The sequence below is a fragment of the Anaerotignum lactatifermentans genome (assembly GCF_016902535.1).
GTDB classification, from domain to species: domain Bacteria; phylum Bacillota; class Clostridia; order Lachnospirales; family Anaerotignaceae; genus Anaerotignum; species Anaerotignum lactatifermentans_A.
In genome coordinates, this window is record NZ_JACSNY010000004.1 from 168,136 (window position 1) to 186,790 (window position 18,655).

Sequence of the window (18,655 nt, forward strand, 5' to 3'; positions counted from 1 at the left end):
CCCATGTGGTCGGCACATGAGGCGGTCATATCGGGTAAGGGTGCAAGGATGCAACAATGCAAAGGTATCTGCGGATTGCATTCTTACTTTGCACTCTTGGCTTCGTTCCTGCGGTAGTACCATTGATTTCCCCGGCGTATGACTTCTATCTGGGTATCAAGATTGCGGCGGGCATTTTTAACTGTCCTCTCGGATATTCCGGCTTCGGCTGCGGCCTTTACAATGTCCTCGCTGGCAAGCTCTTTCCCGTCTGCGAGTAAGTCAAGTATCAGCTTCTCGGCTTGCTCGGTCTTGGTGGCGGTGTTCCCGCCCGCGCCGGATAGCAGTTCGTCGGCGGTTATGTCGTATTCGCCTATCCATGAAAAGCCTGTTTCCGGGTCAAGGCAAAAGGCAACGGGCTTGCCCTCCGGCGCAAGGGAAGATTTGTCATGGACGATAACACGCACATTCGGCTCCCGCTTCACGCGCCCGATCAGCAGGACGCTCCTTGCTGCGGCGCGGAAGTCAATAGAACCTAAGCCCCGGTATGCGCTCTGCCCTCCGGCAGCTTTGTTCAAGTGTCCGATAAGGATAACGGCACACCCGGTACGCTCGGCAACATCGGCAAGGCGGCGGAACATGGGGCGCACTTCGTTTGCCCTGTTCATGTCGGTCTTTTCGCCCATGTACGCCTGTATGGGGTCAAGGATAATCAACCGCGCCCCGTTCTGCGTGATTGCCTTTTCTATGCGCTCGTCGGAGAGGGTAAGCTCCCGTTTGGCTTCATCAATGACAAGCACGCGGTCAAGGTCGGCTTCGGCTTCTATCAAGCGGGGCTTGACGGTATCACCCAGCCCGTCCTCGGCGGTCTGGTAAATCACTTGGAATGGCGGCAAGGGCTTCATTCCCGGCAGCGTTCCCCCGGTGGTGCAGGCAGCGGCAAGGCGTAGGGCAAAGGTGGTCTTGCCCTCGCCGGGGTTGCCTTGCACAATGGTTACTTTCCCGAAAGGGATATACGGCTCCCATAGCCATTCAACGGTCTGCGTGTCAACCTCACTCATGCGGATAATCTCGACGGTTTCTTCCTGCGGCGGCTCTTTCAAGCCGTAAACCGCTTCCCGGATATACTTCCCGTCTGTGATTTCTGCCCGGTGCTGCAATACCTCGTTCCAGTCCTTAAACAGCGGCACAAGGCGGTGGACGGTCAAGCCCTCCGGCACAAGCTCCGCAAGGCGGCTGCAAGCGTCGTTTCCGGCTTGGTCGCTGTCAAGGCAGAGGTAAACGGTCTTGATGTTCGGACGGTCAGAAAGGAAACGCAACAGGGCTTTTTCTCCCACGCCGCCCAATGACAAATAGCTCTGCTTCTGCCACGCCTTTTTGAACAGGCAGAGGAAAGAGAGCAGGTCAACGGGGGCTTCAAAGACAAAAAGCCTGTCGCCCTCGCCCCGGTAGCAGAAATTAAAGGCTTTGTCGCTGCCTTTCACATCAAGCCGGAAGTTTCCCGCCGTTCCCTTGCTGTGGGCGTAGCGCGGTATTCCGTCCTCGTCCCGCCCCACAAATACGGCGTTGTGGTGGGCTGTGTCCTCGTAAATATCGCCGCGGGCAAAGAAAAAGCCCGTCACATCTTCATCAATGCGGCGGGCTGCTGTGAGGTAGTTCCTCGCTGTTCGGTTGTCGCTGTTTGGGGGTGGTAGCCGGAAGTCGGAAAGGGACGCGGGGCAAGGTCTGTCCGGCGGCGGTGCGGCTCCCTTTTCTCCTGTGAGAAGTTCCACGGCTTCGGTGAAGCTCTTGCCGAAAAACTCCATAACAAAATCAACGGGGCCGCCGCCCTTGCTCTGGCTGTGCCTGTACCATTTGTTTCCCCGGACGGTCAAGCTGTTGTGCCGTTTCCAGCGGTATTCATTCCCGGCGCGGGTAAGCTGCTCGCCCTGTGATTGCAGGAAAGAAACAAGGTCGGCTTGATTCGCCCGGTCTATCTGTTCTTGGGTGTAATACAAAAATCTCAACTCCTTTCATCGTTCTAAGTCGTGCCGCTTGGCGCGGGTCTGCTCCGGCTGGTCAGCTTTCAGTGCAATATCAACGCACTTGCGGATATTGTGCAGCTCGGCAACCTCGGCGCGGGTTTCTTTCAGCTTGGTATATTCCGCTGTTCTCTGCCCGCTGATGGTGGCGTACTCTTTTTCCCATTCAGAGATAGGCAAGCTCTTTGTCCCTTTCGGCAGATTTGCATGGAGATAGCGGCTCGCTGCGTTCCATAGCGTAAGCTCGGCGCGGTGGGCTTCCTCGTACTTGTCGCGCTTGCTCGTCCAGCCATTTTTCAGCTTTTTCAGCTCGTCGTGAATGGGTTTGTACTCGGTGTAGTTCTTCCCGTATTCAATCAGCTTTTGCAATTCTTTCATGCGCTTCTCGGCGGTTTTCATCCCCTCCCGGATAGCGTCGGCTTGGTCGCTGACAGAGGAAAGGGCAGCGTCCAACTCCGCAAGGGTAGAAATGCCATGCTCGGAAAGATAGCCTACCGCCTTTGCAACGGTTTTCAGTTCATCGGCGGCGTGCTGCCTTTGCCAACTCTGCGAATACTTCCGGCTCTTTTCTCTCTGAACGCTTAAATACTTCATCAGCAGATTTGCAAGGCCGGGGGATTGCGGGGGCTGCTCCGGGGCGGTTTCCCGCGCCTTGAACAGCTCGCCAATCCATTCTTTGAGCTTTCCAATCTGCGCCCGGATTTCCCGGATAAGGCGGTTTGCCTTTTGGATATTCCGGTTCAGCTCGCCTTTCTCGGTGGCTATGCCTTTCTTCTCCATTTGACAGGCCGCTACGCCCATGTGGACGGTAGGCAGCTCGTCAATGCCGCGCTCGGCGTTACTGCGGTGGTCGATACGCTCCGGGCGTCCGGCGCGTTCAAGGTAGGCGTTTGAAATATCCGCCCATGCCTTGCGCCACAAAAGTGCGTTGCCCTTGTTGTTCCAGCCTGTGAGGTCAACTTTGTGTGTCTTGTATCTGCCGCTTGGTAAGCGTATGCGCTCGCCGTTCTCGTCAAGGTCATATTCCTTTTTGGACTTCGCCGCCCATGCGCCGCGCTCGTCAAGGGGGCGCATGGTAAGCATGATATGACAATGGGGGTTGCCGCTGTCGGTGTCGTGAATGGCAAAATCAACGCACATTCCTCTGGAAACAAATTGAGAGGAACAGTATTCCCGGACAAGCCGGATCTGTTCCTCTCTGGATAATTCTATGGGGAGTGCTGCGTCAATCTCTCTGGCAAGCTGGGCGTTCCCGGCTTTCTCGTAAAGCTCCACGCTGTTCCATAGGGTAGCGCGGTCAGAGAAAGAGGGCGGGGCATGGGGCGGCAATAGGATTTCCGTATGGACAACGCCGCGCTTGCGGGTGTAGTCATGGGTCATTCCGTCCCACTCGTTTGTGATTTTCTCGCCGCTTCGGTAGGCGGCTGCGGCAACGGCTGACTTGCCTTTTCCTCGGCTCACAATGCTGATATTACAATGGTAAATGGCTATGGGTATCACCTCCCGGATAGGATAACAAAACCCGCAAAAATGGTACAGACGCCAACGGCGGGTGTACTGTTTTTGTGGGTGTGCAGGGATAGCCGCGAAGCGGCGCAAGGGGTGCAGCCCCTTGTTGCGGCAAAGCCGCCATATCGGAGCGCGGGGAAAGTTCCCTGTGCGGAGATAAGCCCTCGGCAGAGCGCACACGCCCGCAAGGGTGTATAAGTGCGCCCTTTGTGCCAAAGGGATTATTCGCTTTTCCCGCCCTTGGTGCGTTTTTTCAGATAAGCCCGCGCTTCCTCGCTCGTCAAGGCAAGCCGGAGAAAGGCGGCGGCTTCCTCGTCGGTCATGGTCTTGGCTTCCGGCACAATGCTCTCAAAGACCGCACCCCGGACGATCAGCCGATGGCTGCGCGTCCTGCGTTCCTCTTGGGATAACTTTTGCCGCAACACCTTTTCCCGGTTTTCAAGCTGCCGGATTTTCTTCTTCCCGTCCTCAATCTCGGCTTGCAATTCCTCGCGGTTTTTTTCTCTCGGTTTCGTCATGGGTGGTCACTCCTTTCTACCTGTCGGCATAGAAAAAGGACAGTCGATTTCCTCGGCTGTCCTTTTGATTAGGGTGTTTGGTTTACTCCGTTCTGCTCAATAAATGGGAATATTAAATATCAATACGCCCTTTAATACATTCCTATTAAAACATCAGCTTCGATTGTCAAATGTGTGAGAGTACACCAATCAACGCAATCTTTTTCAACGCAAAAGAGAAGCGGCGTCATTTCAATAAACGACATTCTTTGTTCTGATGACAACTGTACGGTGGCTGAAACCGTTTCTCTTGAAATGGTTTTAAGATATTTCTCAAAATATTCAACGACAGACTCATTTGAATAATCTGGATTTTTCAAGTGTGCTTGCACTTTAGTCCTAATTTCCCTCAAATGATTTTTCGTAGGAATTACTTTCACAACATATCCGTTAGGAGATAGCAATCGCTGAAATTCTTTGTAGTGTGCAGGCGAAAATATGTCTAAAATACAATCCATACTTCCGTCTTTCAAAGGGATTTTTGATAAGTCAGTAACAAACCACTTCACTGCTTTGCGCTTGTCTTTTTTTGATGCAATCTGTATTGCCTCCCTTGACAAGTCAAAAGCAAAGATGTTTCGTTCTGTTCTTTGCTGTATCTGCCTTGCATAGAAACCCTCGCCGCAACCAACATCTAAAATGTTTCTTATAGATGGCGTATCAGAAATAAACTGTATGATTTTCTCCAACACAACATCATACATGCCATACTCCAAAATTTGGTGCCGGTTGTCAAAAGACCGCTTGCTGTAGTTGGTTTTGGGCGATGATTTTAACAACAAATTTACATACCCATATCTTGAAATATCAAAGCAATGTCCATGTCTACAAATTAGGCTATTGCCTTGTATATCCATTGATTTTGTGCAAATTGGGCATTGAAAATAAACCTTGCTGTCTGCAAAGCGTGATAAATTATTATTCATTTGTTTTTCCTCCGTAATTACATCTCTGCTTCAATAAGCGAGTTATGCAGTACGGATAACCGCAACATAACTCGCGGTTTTATCTTAATCTCATAAATGTAACCATTGTGTTGTCCTCCAATCAATTCCGCAGTATTACTCTGCTTTTAGAAAAAGTATAGCACAAAACTATGAACATTTCCACTCTATTTCAGCCTGTCGGCGGCGTTGCTCTCTCTGGCGTACCGCCGCGCCGCTTCCCGCCGTTCCTCGCTGTATGGGGCGGTCAGACGGAAAGAGAAACGGCCTTTCTCAATGTCAAACTCCATACAGCCCGTTTCCGGGTCTGCGTCGGTCTGCTGGCAGATCGCCGGATAACGGCGGCTGTATGCAAGCAGACGCTTTTTCAAGGCGGTGTTGTGGGTGCGAATATGGATAAGGGGGTCTTTCTCGTCAAACCAAATATCGGTGGTCTTTTCCTGCTTGGTAAGCCCTGTTCTCATGCAAGCTCCTTTCTGCGCCCCTGTTACGCAATAGGGGCATTTTTCAGGTGTTTTCTCCGGCTCTTGACTTGGAGAAAACGGCGTTTTTGACGATAAAAACCGCCCGGACGGGGAATGGTTCGTCGGGCGGCTGTTATCGCAAGATTTCTGTTTTTTCCGGCTCTTGACCGTTAAACATAGATTAGCTCATGCATTACGATTTCCTCGGCTCTCGCCTTGCAGTTGTTCATCAAACCTACCCATTTCATCGGGTCGGCGGCTTTGAGGGCTTCGGTGGCTCCCGCTTCTCTGGCAAGGCGAGGCATGAGGTAGTCCAGCATATCCCGCGCCGCCCGGTCTGTTTCCTCAAGGTGGGGATATAGCTTCTCACTGGCTACAAGGGCAGTATAAAGGCGGTGGCGGTATTGTTCCAGATAGGCTTTCCGCAGCCGCCCATAGTGGCCGATATGGGGCTTCGGGGTAATAGGGCGGTTCCCATTGTCAATCAATCTTCTCATGCGATTTGTTCTCCTTTCTCGTCCTGCTTCTTTTTATGGTAGTTCTCCCGCTTTGCAGCAAGGAAGTTTTCATACCGGGCTTGGGCTTCAGGATTTCCGGCTGCGGCTTCCTCGTACATCTTCTGACGGGATTTCTTGGTAGCTTCACTATGGTATGCCCGCCGCCTTGCAAGCTCGGCGGCTGCGGCGGGGTCGGTTTCCGCTTGGGCTTTCAGTTCTTGGTATGCGTTCTTTTTCCGACTCCGGCTGGCTTCAAGGCGTTCCGCTTCCTCTGGCGTGAGTGGCTGGCCTGCGTCCTGCGCGGCAGCAAGCTCTTTCAGCGTCCGGGGCTTGGGCGGCTGTGCCGCTTTCTGCCGCTCATACCATGCCTTGTGCTGGCGGTTCTTCTTCTCCCGGTAGGCGGCAAGACGCTCTGCTTCCTCCGGCGTGAGGTCGGCTCCGGCCTTTTGCAGCGCGGCAAGCTCCTTTAAGGATTTTGGCTTCGGGGGCTTGGGCGGTTCGGCGGCTTTCCGCTTCTCCCGCCATTCCTTTTGCCATGCCCGGTTATGGGCTAACCGCGCTTCGTCTGCCGCCTGTTCCTCCGGGGTCAGCAAGCCCGCTTTCTTCCTCGCGGTAAACTCCCGTTTCTCTGCCTTGCGCTTTTCTTCCCGCGCTTTGGCAAGCTCCTGTGAACGGGCTTCCTTTGCGGCCTGTTCCTCCTGCTGGCGGCGTTGTTCCTCGGCTTCCATTGGGGTAACGATATGGGCGGGGACTTCAAACGCGCCGATGAAGTTGAGGTAAATATCTATCCGCTGACGGCGGCTGTTCCCGCGTCCCTCGCCCTCATGGACAACGACTTTTTCGATAAACTCGTTAAGCATGGGCGTTGTCAATTCGGAAAAATCAGTGTAGCGGCTCACAAGCTCGATAAACTTATCTGTTTTCAGCCTGTCGGCGTTCCAGCTCTCGATTGCTTCCTGCCATTGTGCGATAGCGGCTTCCAGCTTGGTCTGTTCCTCGTCGTATTCGGCAAGCAGACGGGTAAAGTGCTTATCGGGTATCTTGCCTGTGGCGTTGCCCTCATAGAGCTTTTTCACAAGGCCGTCCAGCTCCTTACATCTCCGCTGTGCCTTGCTCACTTTCTGCCGGTACTCCTTGACGGCGTTCTCTTGGTGCTGGTCGGACGCTTCCCGCACACGCTCGATAAACTCCGCTTCATTGTGCCGCACATACCAGCTCACGCGCTGGATTGCGGCAAGAATGGCGGCTTCCATTTTCGCGGTGGGGATATAGTGCATGGTACAGTCGCGGGTAAGCTGGCGGTAGCTGGAACACACAAAAGCGTCGTCCAGATACTTGCCTTGCACAAGGCTGCTGCGGTGGGTCAGCTTCGCGCCGCAGTCGGCGCAGTAGAGAAGCCCGGTCAAGCGGTTTGGGGTGGTCTGCCGCTTGGGGACGCGGCGTTTTGTCCCCATAAGCCGCTGGACGGTATTCCATGTTTCCTCGTCCACAATGGCGGGTATCTCCCCGTCAAAAATATACTGTTCCTCCGGCGCGGTCTTGCGGGTGCTTTTGGTCTTGTAGTTCTCGCAGACGGTTTTCCCTAAAACCTTGCGCCCCGTGTACTCCGGGCGTTTGAGGATATAGCTGATAGTTGTTGTTGACCATGCGTAGGGGTCTGTGTACTTCGCCGCCCGGACGGGTGCGCCTACCCGCTTCCAATGCTCGGACGGGATAGGGATTTTCTCGGCGCGGAGTTCCCTTGCTATGCTGGCGATACTCTCCCCGGCAACAACGCTGTGGAAGATACGGCGCACAACGGCGGCGGCTTCCTCGTCGATTACCCACTCGCCCTTGTTCTCCTTGGACGCAAGGTAGCCATAGCTGACGCTGCCGGAGCAGCGCAAGCCCTTTTCCATTCTCGACTTGAAAACGGTCTTGATTTTCCGGCTGGTGTCGGCAACATACCACTCGTTTATCACATCTCGGAAAATTGACATTATATCAAAACCATTGGCGGTATCAAGGTTGTCATTCGCCGCAATAAAGCGTACATGGTACTCGTCAAAGGTGCGCTTCAAAAGCCCCACTTCGACAACATCACGGCCAATCCTGCTTTGGTCTTTGATAATGACCGTAGCCACATTTCCCGCCCGGATTTCTTCCAGCATAGCGTCCAGCCCCGGACGCTTAAAAGTCGTTCCCCGCACTCCGTCATCGGTGAAGTGCCGGATATTCGTAAAGCCGTTCTTTTGGGCGTAGTCCTCCAAAATCCTTTTTTGGTTTTCTATCGACACGCTTTCCCCGGCTCGTTCATCGTCATGGGAAAGACGCTCGTACAGGGCTGTGATTTTTCCCTTGTCCGGCTGTTTCTTCATGGGGTGTAACCTCCTTTCTTGAGGGTGCGCGCTCCCTTTATCCTTATTGTAAATTACCATTGGGGTCTGTCACCACATAGGAGCTGTGCATCTGCATCAGGTTCGGTTTCAGCCAGAAGCGGGTCTTACCGGAACCAGAGCCGCCGATCACCAGAACATTTTTGTTTCTGGCGGTCTTGGGGTCCTTGGGGCGGCTGTTCATGGTCAGGCTCTCGGTTTTCGTCAGAATCACATTGTTCTGGAACACCGGGTCGATGTAAGGAGCGATGTCCTCATGGGTTCCCCATCGTGCGGACCCGTACTCCATGCCGTGGCGATACTTCTTGGCGTTCTTGCTTTTGAGATAGACCGCCAGCCGCAGGCCAGCGCCGCAGCACAGGCCCACCAGCAGGTCCAAAGGGTGCAGGCTGGGCCACCAGCTGGCCAGCGCCACCGGCAGCGTAGAGAAGAACGAGAGCATTTTTGCCGAAGCGTCCGCACCTACGGCCATCCGCCACGCCTCCCCGAAGTTGGTGGCAAACAGCCCCATCAGGATATACGGCAGGTTCAGAAAAAGGAGCTTCTTGATGTCCAGCTGCTTTTTCATCGTTCCAGCTCCTTCCGCTTGTTCCGGTCCACGACAGCGTGTTTCACCAGCTCTTTGAACTGGCTCAGCTTTGCCAGCACGGACGGGCGCTCGGATTTCTCCGCCTTTCTGACCTTTTTGCCGGTGTACTCGGTAAAGGCGGCAGTCAGGGCATCCGCGTCCCGGCCCTTGAAAAAGATCAGGTACTTGGGCGGGGAGCTGCTGCGGTCCTTCTTCACCGCATAGTCCACGCCGTATTTCCGGGCGATCTTCTCAAACTCTTTGATGGAGGGGTCGGTGATCTCGATGTTAGAAACGCCCTGGTTCTGGCCGATCAGCTGCTTCACCGTCTGTTTGCCGTGGGCAATCACGGGGGTATCCCGGCTTTTCTGCTTTTGCAGCTTCTTTTCCTTGCGGTGGGCAAGGTACTTGGTGATGGCGGCTTTCAACAGCCGCCCGGTAAACTTTGTTCCGCTGACTACCAGCGTCAAAGTCCTGTTTTCCACTTCCTCCTGCATAGGTCATCGCCTCCTTTCCGCGGATTTTGCAGGGGTGGCGCTTGATACTAAGGCGGGACCACCAGCCGCCGCAGCAGGTATTTCATCATGGCAGGCTCCTTTCAACGCAGCTGGTCGGAGCGGTCATAGTACAGATGCCCCTGGCGCACCTTGGCATGGCTGAGAATCTTGATGTGGCCCTTTTCCTGGTTCTCCAGGCTTTTCTGGTATCCGGCCTCCGTCAGAAACAGGCGGGTCCGTTCGCCTTTCCAGCCCACCGGCGAATCGTGGGTCAGCACATCGAAGATAATCATGTGCCGGGTGTCCTCGGCAAACCGCTCCAAATCCATGTACTCATGGCCGTGGTAGTTCTGCGCCCCGGCTTTGAGGCGCATTTCCTCCATCAGCTGGCCCACGGTCTTACGCTCAGGCATGGCGTGCGCCTCCTTTCCCGCGCCCCTGGCCCTTCACGGTCAGGATGCCGTCCAGGGTGGTGGCGGTGATCCGCAGGCGCTCGGCGGTGGCGATGTCATTCTTCACGGTCTCGTCGATGCCGTGGCCGCAGACCACCAGCACATGGGACCGGCGCAGGTAGTCCCGCGCCATATCCAGCCCGTCCTTGTGTTCCTGGGGAATCTCGTCCTTGAGGAAGGTGGGCAGGAACAGCACCGGGCAGATGGGCGAATACCCGGCGTCGTACACCTGACGGCAGTAGGCCACAGCGTTCTCGGCGTTCTCATACTGGCTGTTGCTCCAGGAAGCCGTAATGTAAGCAAGGGGTCGTTTCATAGCAAAATCCTTTCTCCCGATGTGTCCGGGCAGCAGAAAAGCGGCTGTTTACCAGCCGCCTGCGCACATATCGTGGTTGACTTGTGCGGTGTAGTGATTGCTGATCGTGGTCGGCGCGTTGAACAGCACCGCAAGCAGATACTGCTTCATGTTGCGGATTTCGGTGGTGTTATTCCGCAGGCACTCCATCACAAACTCGATGTGGGAGCAGTCCAGCTTCAAAAACCGGGAGCGGACTACCTCATGGGGGAAGTCGCTGCCAGCGATCCGGGTGGTTTTCCGCTTGGCGCAGACAGTCTCCACCATCAGCTCCACGATCTCGTCCAGGTCCTCCCGGTAGGTGGTAAACTCCCGGCACAGGTGGTCATACTCGATGTTCTCCAGAATCAAATCCCGATAACTTTCCATCTCTGTGAGCGACATCGCATCCCTTCCTTTCCGTTCCGGCAGCTGTGCTGCCGCTGGCTCCCGGAAGGGAATGGAATCGGTACTTGATCCATGAGTATTTTGTTTTTGGGTATTTGGTTTCTCTATATTTAATTCTGCGGGCTTTTCCGTATCCGGTTTATCCAGATACGGGTTTTCCGTATCTGGTGAAGCCGTATCTGGTACATCCGTATCCGGCCCAGGCGTTTCCGGCTGCCGGGGCTGGGGCTGTTCATAAATGACATACTCGGTATCGCTGATCCGGCCCTGCCGGTCCCGCAGCTGGTGGCGCACGATGTAACCGGCGGTTTCCAGCTCCCGCAGCGCATTACCGATGGCGTCCACGCCCTCCTTGCAGATTTTCGCAAGGCCACGGGTGGTATAGTTCCAGTCATCCGGCAGGGACAGCATCATGGAAAGCAGCCCCTTTGCCTTCAGGGACAATTCATGGTTCCGCAGGTGATGATTGCTCATTACCGTATAGTCGCGGGTTCTTTCAATCCGAAAGACCGCCATTGACTTCACTCCTTTCTGATCTCAGGCCATAAAAAAAGCCACAATCTTTCGTGAAAAAGACTGTGGCGTTCAGCTGTTCTTGATTTTCGTGTTCTTCCGGGGCCGGTAGGGACGCTTGGGCAGCGGCGGCTGGTCGAACAAAGATTCATGCCCCGAAAACGGGAGGGCCTGCAAAACCCGGTCAATGTCGGTGGATTCCATGTCATACTGAGACTGACAGTTTTCCCGGATGGCATCCTTGATGCTTTGGACAGTACACATATTCATTCCTTTCTTTTCGTGGTAGCGGCAGGTTTACGGGTGGCGGCGGCGCTTGTCCGGCTTGAAGTCGAGAACATGGCCCTCGATCACACGGGCATACCGCTTGATTTTGATTTCCCGGCGCTTCTGGCTTACGAGGGCGGCCTGATACCCGTCCTCGGTGAGAAACAGCCGCATTTCATCGCCGGGGCTGCCGTAGGAACAGGGACGCAGGATGGAAAACTCGATCATCCAGCGGGTGTTGTCCTGAAAACGCTCCACGGCGAGAATGTTATGTCCTTTCAGCTCACGAGCTGAAATATCCCTCATAGGCGGCTCCTTTCATCGTTCCTGGTCTCTCTGGCGCTTTTTCTGCCACCCCTCCAGCAGCTTGATGATGGTTTCCTGCATCCGCTGGGGCGTGTAGCTCTTGGGAAAATACTTCCGCAGGATGTCGGCAGAAAGGGTCACTTTGTCGAGATCGCTTTTCTTTTCCTCGCCCATGATGACGCGCATCATATCGAGGGTCAGATGTCCCTCCTGGCTGTATTTCTTGAGCCGCTGGGCCTGGGAGAGAGAGGGGGTAGCCTGTTCGCTGTCCATCGCGTCCAGCAAGTCTCGCTGTTCCTCTTTTTTGAGGAAAGACAGCTCATAAGCCGGGTTGAGCGCAATTTTCTTTTCATCCACCATATCCAGCAGTTCGGGGATCAGCTCTGTCAGGCGAATATATCGCTTAATCTGCGATTTGCTATCCGGGCTGTTTTCTGCGATTTTTTCCGTAGCAGTCAACTTCGGCCCAAGTTGGGCCGAAGTTAAATCTGTTCTGGCCCCCTGATGTTTGATGGCCTCCAGCTTCATGCGGTATGCAAATGCTCTTTCACTGGGGAGCAGGCTTTCCCGTTGCAAGTTGCTGTCCACCATAATGATGGTGGCGGCATCATCATCCAGATCTCGGACAATGACAGGCATGGTTTCTTTCTCGGCCAGTTCACTGGCCCGGTGCCGCCTGTGACCGGCAACCAGCTCATAGCCGCCCTCCGGGTCCGGGCGGGCAATCGCCGGAACCAGAACACCGTACTGCCGAACACTGTCGGCGGTCTCCATCATGGCCTCGTCATCCTTGACTTTGAAGGGATGGTTCTTGAAAGGATGTAGCTCAGATAGCGGGATTTCCCGTACTTTTTCCAGTTTGGCATCCTGGCGGCTTTCTTCGGTGGAAAACAAGTCATCGTATGGAGCCAGCTCTACTTTTTTCGCGCTGCTTTTCAAGTTTTATCACCTCCTGGGTCAGATTTTTGTACCCCTCGGCCACCTTGCCATTGGGGTCATGGGCAAAAATGCTTTTGCCCTCGGCGCTGATTTCCTTTGCTCGGACAGAATGGGGAATTTCGGTGCCGAACACCTTGATTTTGCTGCCGTAGGTCTCCCGCAGCAGAGCGGCGATCTCCTTGGCAAAGTTGGTGCGGTTGTCTACCATCGTCAGCAATATGCCGTCGATCTGGAGCTTGGGGTTGATCTGCCGTTTCACCTTATTGACCGTCTGGAGCAGCTGTTCCAGGCCCTTGGCGGGCAGATACTCCGCCTGGACGGGGATTATGACCCTGTTGGCGGCAGCCAGGGCGTTGACCGTGAGCATACCCAGGGAGGGCTGACAGTCAATCAGGATATGGGAATACTGTCCCTTGAGCGTGTCCAGATACTGCCGCAGGATAGTCTCTCGGCTCATGGCGTTCACCAGGGAGACCTCCATGCCGGAGAGCTGGATGTCGGCGGGCATCAGGTCAACACCTTCCGGGTGGTGCAGGATACCCTCACCGGGGCGCAACGGCTCGTCCATCAGGATACGGCCCATCGCGTCGGACAGGGTAAAGGGCAGCTTGTCCGGCTGGGGGTGGCCCAGGCTGATGGTCAGGCTTCCTTGTGGGTCCCCGTCGATCAGCAGCACCTTCTTCCCGGCCTGCGCCAGCCCGATCCCCAGGTTCGCGCAGGTGGTTGTCTTGCCAACGCCGCCTTTCTGGTTGGCGATGGCGATAATTTGCGTGTTCATGTTTTGCGTCACCTCCTCAAAATTGGATAAAAAAATAGGCGCTCATTTCTGAACGCCTACATTAGCCAAGCACAGTCTAAACCTGCGCTTTCAGTTGATCTTTGTATTCCGCATAGTGGTCACTGAGAACATAGTCAATGACCCAGGCTTTGGGAATCAAATAGGTACAACGGATATAATAGTGCTTAACGCGATTCTCGCGCATGAGCTTTCTCGCAGTCCCGTCACCGATGCCACCCAGCATATTTCTGAACTGCGATAGTGTCACCACATCGGGATACTTGTTGAAAATCTGCTCATAATATTTTCGGTTTTTCATTGTATCAGCTCCAATTTATGTATTGTCAACAACGGATGAAGCTGCTACAATTTCTATTAGTGTGTATGGCTTTTGTACGAGTTTGCAGGAGGTATATCCTGCGTACATCCCTCCAACATCCCTCCAGCGCCTCAAATTGGGTGTCTGGCTGCTAATAATCGAGGAGGGGGTGGATTGCTTGTGCTTTTGGGGTTTTGCGTCGAAAATGCTGATTTTATAAGGCTTTTTCGGGTTTTTGATGTTTTGGAAAGTGACGGTAAAGACCGTTTTATTCCGGTTCAGGCCATTAGGTTCCGAATGGCTTGAATAACTCAAAATCTGGCGGTAGTGATATCGTGTGGGTTCGAGTCCCACCAGCCGCATTGCGAAACCCTTGAATTTTCAAGGGTTTTTTTATTTGATTTTTGCAAGGTAATCAAAGAGGTAATCAACGTATCATCTGTCCAAATTTATTATGAAATAATTATCCGATTTTTAAGATACAATACTTGTTATAAAAAGAAGGGGTTTCGGAAAATCATAGAAAAATATGTGACGTTTTGGCAGTCTGCTCAGAAAAGCCCGAAGGAGTTGTAGAAAGTTCCTGAACAAATTTTTTCCATCCAATAGATGTGCCGACCACTTCCAAAAAAAATATGCTGATGAATGCCCTGCAAAGACAGATAGGATATGACAACAAATATTTTGGAGTTGATTTTCTTATTTTTTTGAAAAACGGAGGGAGAAATAGCATTTCCGAATTGGCGCAGTTCACCGCCATGCAGAATGTGAACTTTTTCGATGCGGGAAAGATCCAGTGAGGCAGTTTGACGCCGAAAAATGGCACTGCGGAAAAACAATATGCCGTGGAGGCAGTCAATCGTAACGTCAATGACTTCGCTGGGGATTTTGCAAAGGCTAGGAATACCTCCAGCATAAGCAAAACGAACTTCCCGACAGCCGTTTTTATTTTTGCTGGTAAATTTAAGAAAAGCCATAGGAGACCTCCATTTGTTTAAACAGTATATAATTATCATAACAGAAAAAGCGTTTTTATACAGCCTAAAAGCTATATAAAAACGCTTTTTATTACGCATCCCAGAGAACGATTTTGCCGCTTTCCAGGGATTTTTTAACATCAATGGTACGCTGGTTCCGGCTGCCTTTGAAACGCAGCTCCAAAGAGCGTTCCCGCTCCAGAAAGGGGCCATCAACCAGAATATCCGTAGATTCCAGCAGTGTTTTTTTATCGCCGCCTTCCGCCAGCAGCGCTTCCCATGTGTAGCCGGTATAGGTCCATACATTCAGCCCTAAAGCGTGGGCGCCTTTTGCCAGCTCCGCACAGGGCAGTGGCTGCTCGAAAGGATCGCCGCCGGAAAGGGTGATGCCGTCCAGCAGGGGGTTTTCCTTTGCCACACGGAGAATATCTTCCGTATCAGACCAGAATCCGCCCTCCGGGTCGTGGGTCTGCGGATTGTGGCAGCCGGGACAATGATGGGGGCATCCCTGGGTAAATACAGTTAATCGGAATCCGGAGCCGTCTACGATAGAATCGTTGACGACACCGCTGATTTTGATTCTCATAAAATATCAATCTTCCTTCGGTTCCAGTTTAACGTCTGTTACGATGGAGTGTTTTACTCTGTCACGTACTTCCGCGCGTTTCGCATTGTTGAAGCGGTCCAGTGTGCCTACCAGATAGCCTGTGATTCTGCGGATACGCTGGAAGCCTACATCGCCGTCTGTTTCGGCTCTGCCGCATTTGGGACAGGTATCGCCGATGATGCCGTTATAGCCACAGATGGGGTCACGGTCAACGGGGTGGTTGATGGAGCCGTAGCCAATGCCCTGAGACTTCATGTAACGGATGATTTTTTCAAATGCGTCCAGGTTAGTAGTGGGGTCACCGTCCAGTTCCACATAGGTGATGTGGCCGGCGTTGGTCAGTGCGTGATAAGGTGCCTCCAGCTGGATTTTCTTATAGGCACTGATGGGGTAGTATACAGGAATATGGAAGCTGTTGGTGTAGTATTCTCTGTTGGTAACGCCTTCAATAGAGCCAAAGCGTTTCCGGTCGATTTCTACGAATCTGCCGGAAAGGCCTTCCGCGGGGGTTGCCAGCAGTGTAAAGTTCAGCTTCATTTTCTGGGAAATATCATCCAGACGGTTGCGCATATGGCCGATGATATCCAGACCCAGATTCTGTGCTACCTCACTTTCGCCGTGGTGTACACCGATGAGGGCTTTCAAGGCCTCTGCCAGGCCGATGAAGCCAACGGAAAGTGTGCCGTTTTTCAGGACTTCTCTGACTTCATCGTTATAGCCCAGCTTATCGCTGTCGATCCAGATGCCTTCGCCCATCAGGAAAGGATAGTTGTGTACTTTTTTCTTTGCCTGGATTTCAAAACGCTCCAGAAGTTGTTCTACTACCAGATCAATCTTATGATCCAGTTCATTGAAGAACCAGTCTACATTTTTGTTTGCCATGATGGCGATACGAGGCAGGTTGATGCTGGTAAAGCTCAGATTGCCTCTGCCGGGAGTAATGGCATTTTCCGGATCATATACATTTGCCATAACACGGGTACGGCAGCCCATATACGCAATCTCTGTTTCGGGATGGCCTTCTTTATAGAATTTCAGGTTATAGGGCGCATCCTGGAAGGAGAAGTTGGGGAAAAGCCGTTTCGCGCTGACACGGCAGGCCAGTTTGAACAGATCGTAGTTGGGTTCCCCGGGGTTAAAGTTGATGCCTTCCTTTACACGGAAGATCTGAATGGGGAAAATAGCGGTCTCGCCGCTGCCCAGACCTGCTTCTGTAACCAGCAGCATGTTTTTCATGACCATTCTGGCTTCTGTGGAAGTGTCCATACCATAGTTGATGGAGGAGAAGGGCGTCTGTGCGCCGGCACGGCTGTGCATGGTGTTCAGGTTATGCAGCAGCGCCTCCATGGCCTGGTAAGTTTCCTTGTCTGTTTCTTCTGTGGATTTTTTTACGGTAAAAGCCTGTGCCTTCTGGTAAACTTCCGCAGGGATGCCGATTTCTTCAGCCAGTTTAGCTTCGGCGTTGTCATAAGTTTCATTTTTGTCCAGAGTGGGTGTCAGACCCATGTCTTCCAGCTTCTGGAAGGCTTCCCTCATGGCGTTGGCGTGTTCCTCACAGTCCATGACCTCAATGAGGGAGGACAGATTGGAGCGATAGCGTTTCTTATATGTTTTGGCTACGCCGGGCGCCATGCTGTAATCGAAGTTGGGAATAGACTGTCCGCCATGCTGATCGTTCTGATTGGACTGGATGGCGATGCAGGCAAGGGAGGCATAGCTGGAGATGCTGTTGGGCTCTCTCAAAACACCGTGGCCTGTGGAAAATCCGCCGTGAAAAAGTTTTGTCAGGTCGATCTGACAGCAGGTGGTAGTCAGTGTATAGAAATCCAGGTCATGGATATGAATATCCCCGTTTCTATGGGCTTCGGAGTGCTTGGGATTCAAAACATAGGACTCATAAAAATGCTTTGCGCCTTCGGAGCCGTACTTCAGCATGGAACCCATGGCTGTATTGCCGTCGATATTGGCGTTTTCTCTTTTAATATCACTGTCCGTAGCGTCTTTATAAGTGATGTCCTCAAAGGTTTTCATGAGGCGGTCGTTCATGTTACGGATACGGGTACGTTCCGCACGGTACAGGATATAGGCTTTCGCAGTACGAACGAATCCATGCTCAATGAGTACTTTTTCCACTACATCCTGGATATCCTCTACGGAAGGGGATTCAACGCCCTTTTCTTCAAAATAGTTGGAAACTTCCTGTGCCATTTCCAGACAGGTAGCGTAGCTTTTTGCGCCGCTGGTAGCCTCAAAGGCTTTTTCAATGGCATTTGCGATTTTGTTGATATCAAAATATACGGTTCTGCCATCTCTTTTTTTGATCGTTGTTATCATATCCAACCCTCTTTCTTTCCTTCTCCTTATGGTGATGTATCGTATGCAACACAATATATAGTCATCGTGTTCTGGCTCAATGTACACATATTGTAGTATATTCCGCTAGGGTACGTCAATGGCAAAAGTCACAAAATTATGAGATTGCAAAAATTTTCTAAAAAACTTCGCATAGAATGAAACAGAAGCATAAGGAGGACAAAAGATGGAGAAATTCTCACAATTACAGGAAAAAGAAGTTATCAATATCTGCGACGGCAGACGGCTGGGGTATGTCTGCGATCTGGAGCTGGATCTGGGGACAGGGAAAATCTGCGGACTGATTGTACCGGAGGAAGGCAGCCGCTGGAATTTTTTCGGGAAAAGCGGGTATTACTATGTGCCATGGCGCTGTATCAAACGCATCGGTGATGATATTATCCTGGTAGATGTGGATACAAGTGAGATCTGCCGGGAGGCATAAACTATTGACCGGAAAATGTTTCTGCTTTATACTTTTAATGTAAACAGAACAAGGATTACAAAGGAGGAACGGGCATGAAATGTCCTTTTTGCGCAAACCCGGATACAAAAGTCATTGATTCCAGAGCACAGGATGAAAATTCCGCGATCCGCCGCCGCAGACTCTGCGAAAAATGCGGAAAACGGTTTACCACATATGAGAGGATTGATATGATCCCCATTACTGTCATTAAACGGGACGGCACCAGAGAGATCTTCGACAAGAACAAACTGCTGGGCGGCATTATGAAGTCCTGCAACAAGCGGCCGGTGACTGTAAAGCAAATGGAAAAGCTGGTGGATGATATTGAAAACACATTGGCTGGCAGCGGAGAACGGGAAGTGGAGAGCAAGGTTTTGGGAAATATGGTCATTGAGCGGCTGAAAGATCTGGATGAGGTAGCCTATGTGCGTTTTGCATCCGTTTATCGTCAGTTCAAGGATATCAATAGCTTTATTGATGAGCTGGAAAAGATGCTGCACGAGAAAAAAGAGCAGTAAAGAAAGGC

General features: G+C 52.4%; 21 protein-coding genes and 1 pseudogene. 2 read left to right on the top strand and 20 right to left on the bottom strand.

Translation table 11 applies throughout. From position 1 onward, the window contains the following. Positions 1-83: 83 nt before the first annotated feature. The 20 genes and pseudogenes from H9X84_RS04865 to H9X84_RS04960 all read right to left on the bottom strand — a co-directional run bounded on the left by H9X84_RS04865 (position 84) and on the right by H9X84_RS04960 (position 17,645). The gene (locus tag H9X84_RS04865; RefSeq protein ID WP_243423532.1) at positions 84-1,976 is read right to left on the bottom strand and encodes an AAA family ATPase; all 1,893 of its coding nucleotides are present in this window, start codon (positions 1,974-1,976) and stop codon (positions 84-86) included. Between the two features lie 15 nt (positions 1,977-1,991). After that, positions 1,992-3,599 carry a MobQ family relaxase gene (gene mobQ / locus H9X84_RS04870; RefSeq protein WP_330612257.1) on the bottom strand — a complete coding sequence of 536 codons (1,608 nt, stop codon included), beginning with the start codon at positions 3,597-3,599 and terminating at the stop codon, positions 1,992-1,994. Positions 3,600-3,730: 131 nt separating this feature from the next. Further along, complete coding sequence (locus tag H9X84_RS04875; protein ID WP_016147288.1) at positions 3,731-4,027, bottom strand: DUF3847 domain-containing protein; 297 nt, start codon at positions 4,025-4,027, stop codon at positions 3,731-3,733. A gap of 131 nt (positions 4,028-4,158) precedes the next feature. After that, positions 4,159-4,992: a methyltransferase domain-containing protein gene (locus H9X84_RS04880; RefSeq protein ID WP_016147289.1), complete on the bottom strand. Its 834-nt coding sequence runs from the start codon at positions 4,990-4,992 to the stop codon at positions 4,159-4,161. A 185-nt stretch (positions 4,993-5,177) separates the two neighbouring features. After that, positions 5,178-5,474: a hypothetical protein gene (locus H9X84_RS04885; RefSeq protein WP_087348555.1), complete on the bottom strand. Its 297-nt coding sequence runs from the start codon at positions 5,472-5,474 to the stop codon at positions 5,178-5,180. A gap of 170 nt (positions 5,475-5,644) precedes the next feature. Beyond that, complete coding sequence (locus H9X84_RS04890) at positions 5,645-5,971, bottom strand: TnpV protein (RefSeq protein WP_087367596.1); 327 nt, start codon at positions 5,969-5,971, stop codon at positions 5,645-5,647. After that, positions 5,968-8,328, bottom strand: a complete 2,361-nt coding sequence (locus tag H9X84_RS04895; RefSeq protein ID WP_205133080.1) for a recombinase family protein — start codon at positions 8,326-8,328, stop codon at positions 5,968-5,970. The genes H9X84_RS04890 and H9X84_RS04895 overlap by 4 nt, the downstream gene beginning before the upstream one ends. A 49-nt stretch (positions 8,329-8,377) precedes the next feature. Further along, positions 8,378-8,914, bottom strand: a pseudogene (locus tag H9X84_RS04900) (type IV secretory system conjugative DNA transfer family protein); the annotation flags it as partial. Beyond that, positions 8,911-9,411 carry a PcfB family protein gene (locus tag H9X84_RS04905; protein WP_205133079.1) on the bottom strand — a complete coding sequence of 167 codons (501 nt, stop codon included), beginning with the start codon at positions 9,409-9,411 and terminating at the stop codon, positions 8,911-8,913. The pseudogene H9X84_RS04900 and the gene H9X84_RS04905, both read right to left, overlap by 4 nt. A gap of 101 nt (positions 9,412-9,512) precedes the next feature. Then, complete coding sequence (locus tag H9X84_RS04910; RefSeq protein ID WP_002576353.1) at positions 9,513-9,824, bottom strand: DUF5720 family protein; 312 nt, start codon at positions 9,822-9,824, stop codon at positions 9,513-9,515. After that, positions 9,817-10,179 carry a hypothetical protein gene (locus tag H9X84_RS04915; protein ID WP_205133078.1) on the bottom strand — a complete coding sequence of 121 codons (363 nt, stop codon included), beginning with the start codon at positions 10,177-10,179 and terminating at the stop codon, positions 9,817-9,819. Before H9X84_RS04915 ends, H9X84_RS04910 begins: the two co-directional genes overlap by 8 nt. Before the next feature lie 48 nt (positions 10,180-10,227). Then, positions 10,228-11,121, bottom strand: a complete 894-nt coding sequence (locus H9X84_RS04920) for a DUF6017 domain-containing protein (protein WP_205133077.1) — start codon at positions 11,119-11,121, stop codon at positions 10,228-10,230. Between the two features lie 69 nt (positions 11,122-11,190). Next, entirely contained in the window at positions 11,191-11,388 is a 198-nt protein-coding gene (locus H9X84_RS04925; protein ID WP_205133076.1) for a hypothetical protein, read from the bottom strand. Between the two features lie 27 nt (positions 11,389-11,415). Then, positions 11,416-11,691, bottom strand: coding sequence for a DUF5720 family protein (locus H9X84_RS04930; protein WP_087307675.1), 276 nt, complete (start codon positions 11,689-11,691; stop codon positions 11,416-11,418). 12 nt (positions 11,692-11,703) lie between these two features. Further along, entirely contained in the window at positions 11,704-12,630 is a 927-nt protein-coding gene (locus H9X84_RS04935) for a ParB/RepB/Spo0J family partition protein (protein ID WP_205133075.1), read from the bottom strand. Next, complete coding sequence (locus tag H9X84_RS04940) at positions 12,587-13,408, bottom strand: ParA family protein (RefSeq protein ID WP_142412614.1); 822 nt, start codon at positions 13,406-13,408, stop codon at positions 12,587-12,589. The genes H9X84_RS04935 and H9X84_RS04940 overlap by 44 nt, the downstream gene beginning before the upstream one ends. Before the next feature lie 76 nt (positions 13,409-13,484). Beyond that, positions 13,485-13,727: a DNA-binding protein gene (locus H9X84_RS04945; RefSeq protein ID WP_205133074.1), complete on the bottom strand. Its 243-nt coding sequence runs from the start codon at positions 13,725-13,727 to the stop codon at positions 13,485-13,487. Positions 13,728-14,278: 551 nt separating this feature from the next. Continuing rightward, positions 14,279-14,704: a hypothetical protein gene (locus H9X84_RS04950; RefSeq protein WP_205133073.1), complete on the bottom strand. Its 426-nt coding sequence runs from the start codon at positions 14,702-14,704 to the stop codon at positions 14,279-14,281. A 91-nt stretch (positions 14,705-14,795) separates the two neighbouring features. After that, the gene (nrdG, locus tag H9X84_RS04955; RefSeq protein ID WP_205133072.1) at positions 14,796-15,290 is read right to left on the bottom strand and encodes an anaerobic ribonucleoside-triphosphate reductase activating protein; all 495 of its coding nucleotides are present in this window, start codon (positions 15,288-15,290) and stop codon (positions 14,796-14,798) included. A gap of 6 nt (positions 15,291-15,296) precedes the next feature. Next, positions 15,297-17,645, bottom strand: coding sequence for an anaerobic ribonucleoside triphosphate reductase (locus tag H9X84_RS04960; protein WP_205133071.1), 2,349 nt, complete (start codon positions 17,643-17,645; stop codon positions 15,297-15,299). Between the two features lie 205 nt (positions 17,646-17,850). Between H9X84_RS04960 and H9X84_RS04965 the strand changes: the two genes are divergently transcribed. Both H9X84_RS04965 and nrdR read left to right on the top strand, forming a co-directional pair. Further along, on the top strand, positions 17,851-18,108 hold the full coding sequence (locus H9X84_RS04965; RefSeq protein ID WP_205133070.1) for a YlmC/YmxH family sporulation protein: 258 nt from the start codon (positions 17,851-17,853) through the stop codon (positions 18,106-18,108). A gap of 74 nt (positions 18,109-18,182) precedes the next feature. Continuing rightward, a complete protein-coding gene (nrdR, locus tag H9X84_RS04970; RefSeq protein WP_205133069.1) occupies positions 18,183-18,647 on the top strand; it encodes a transcriptional regulator NrdR in 465 nt (154 codons plus the stop codon). Positions 18,648-18,655: the final 8 nt, after the last annotated feature.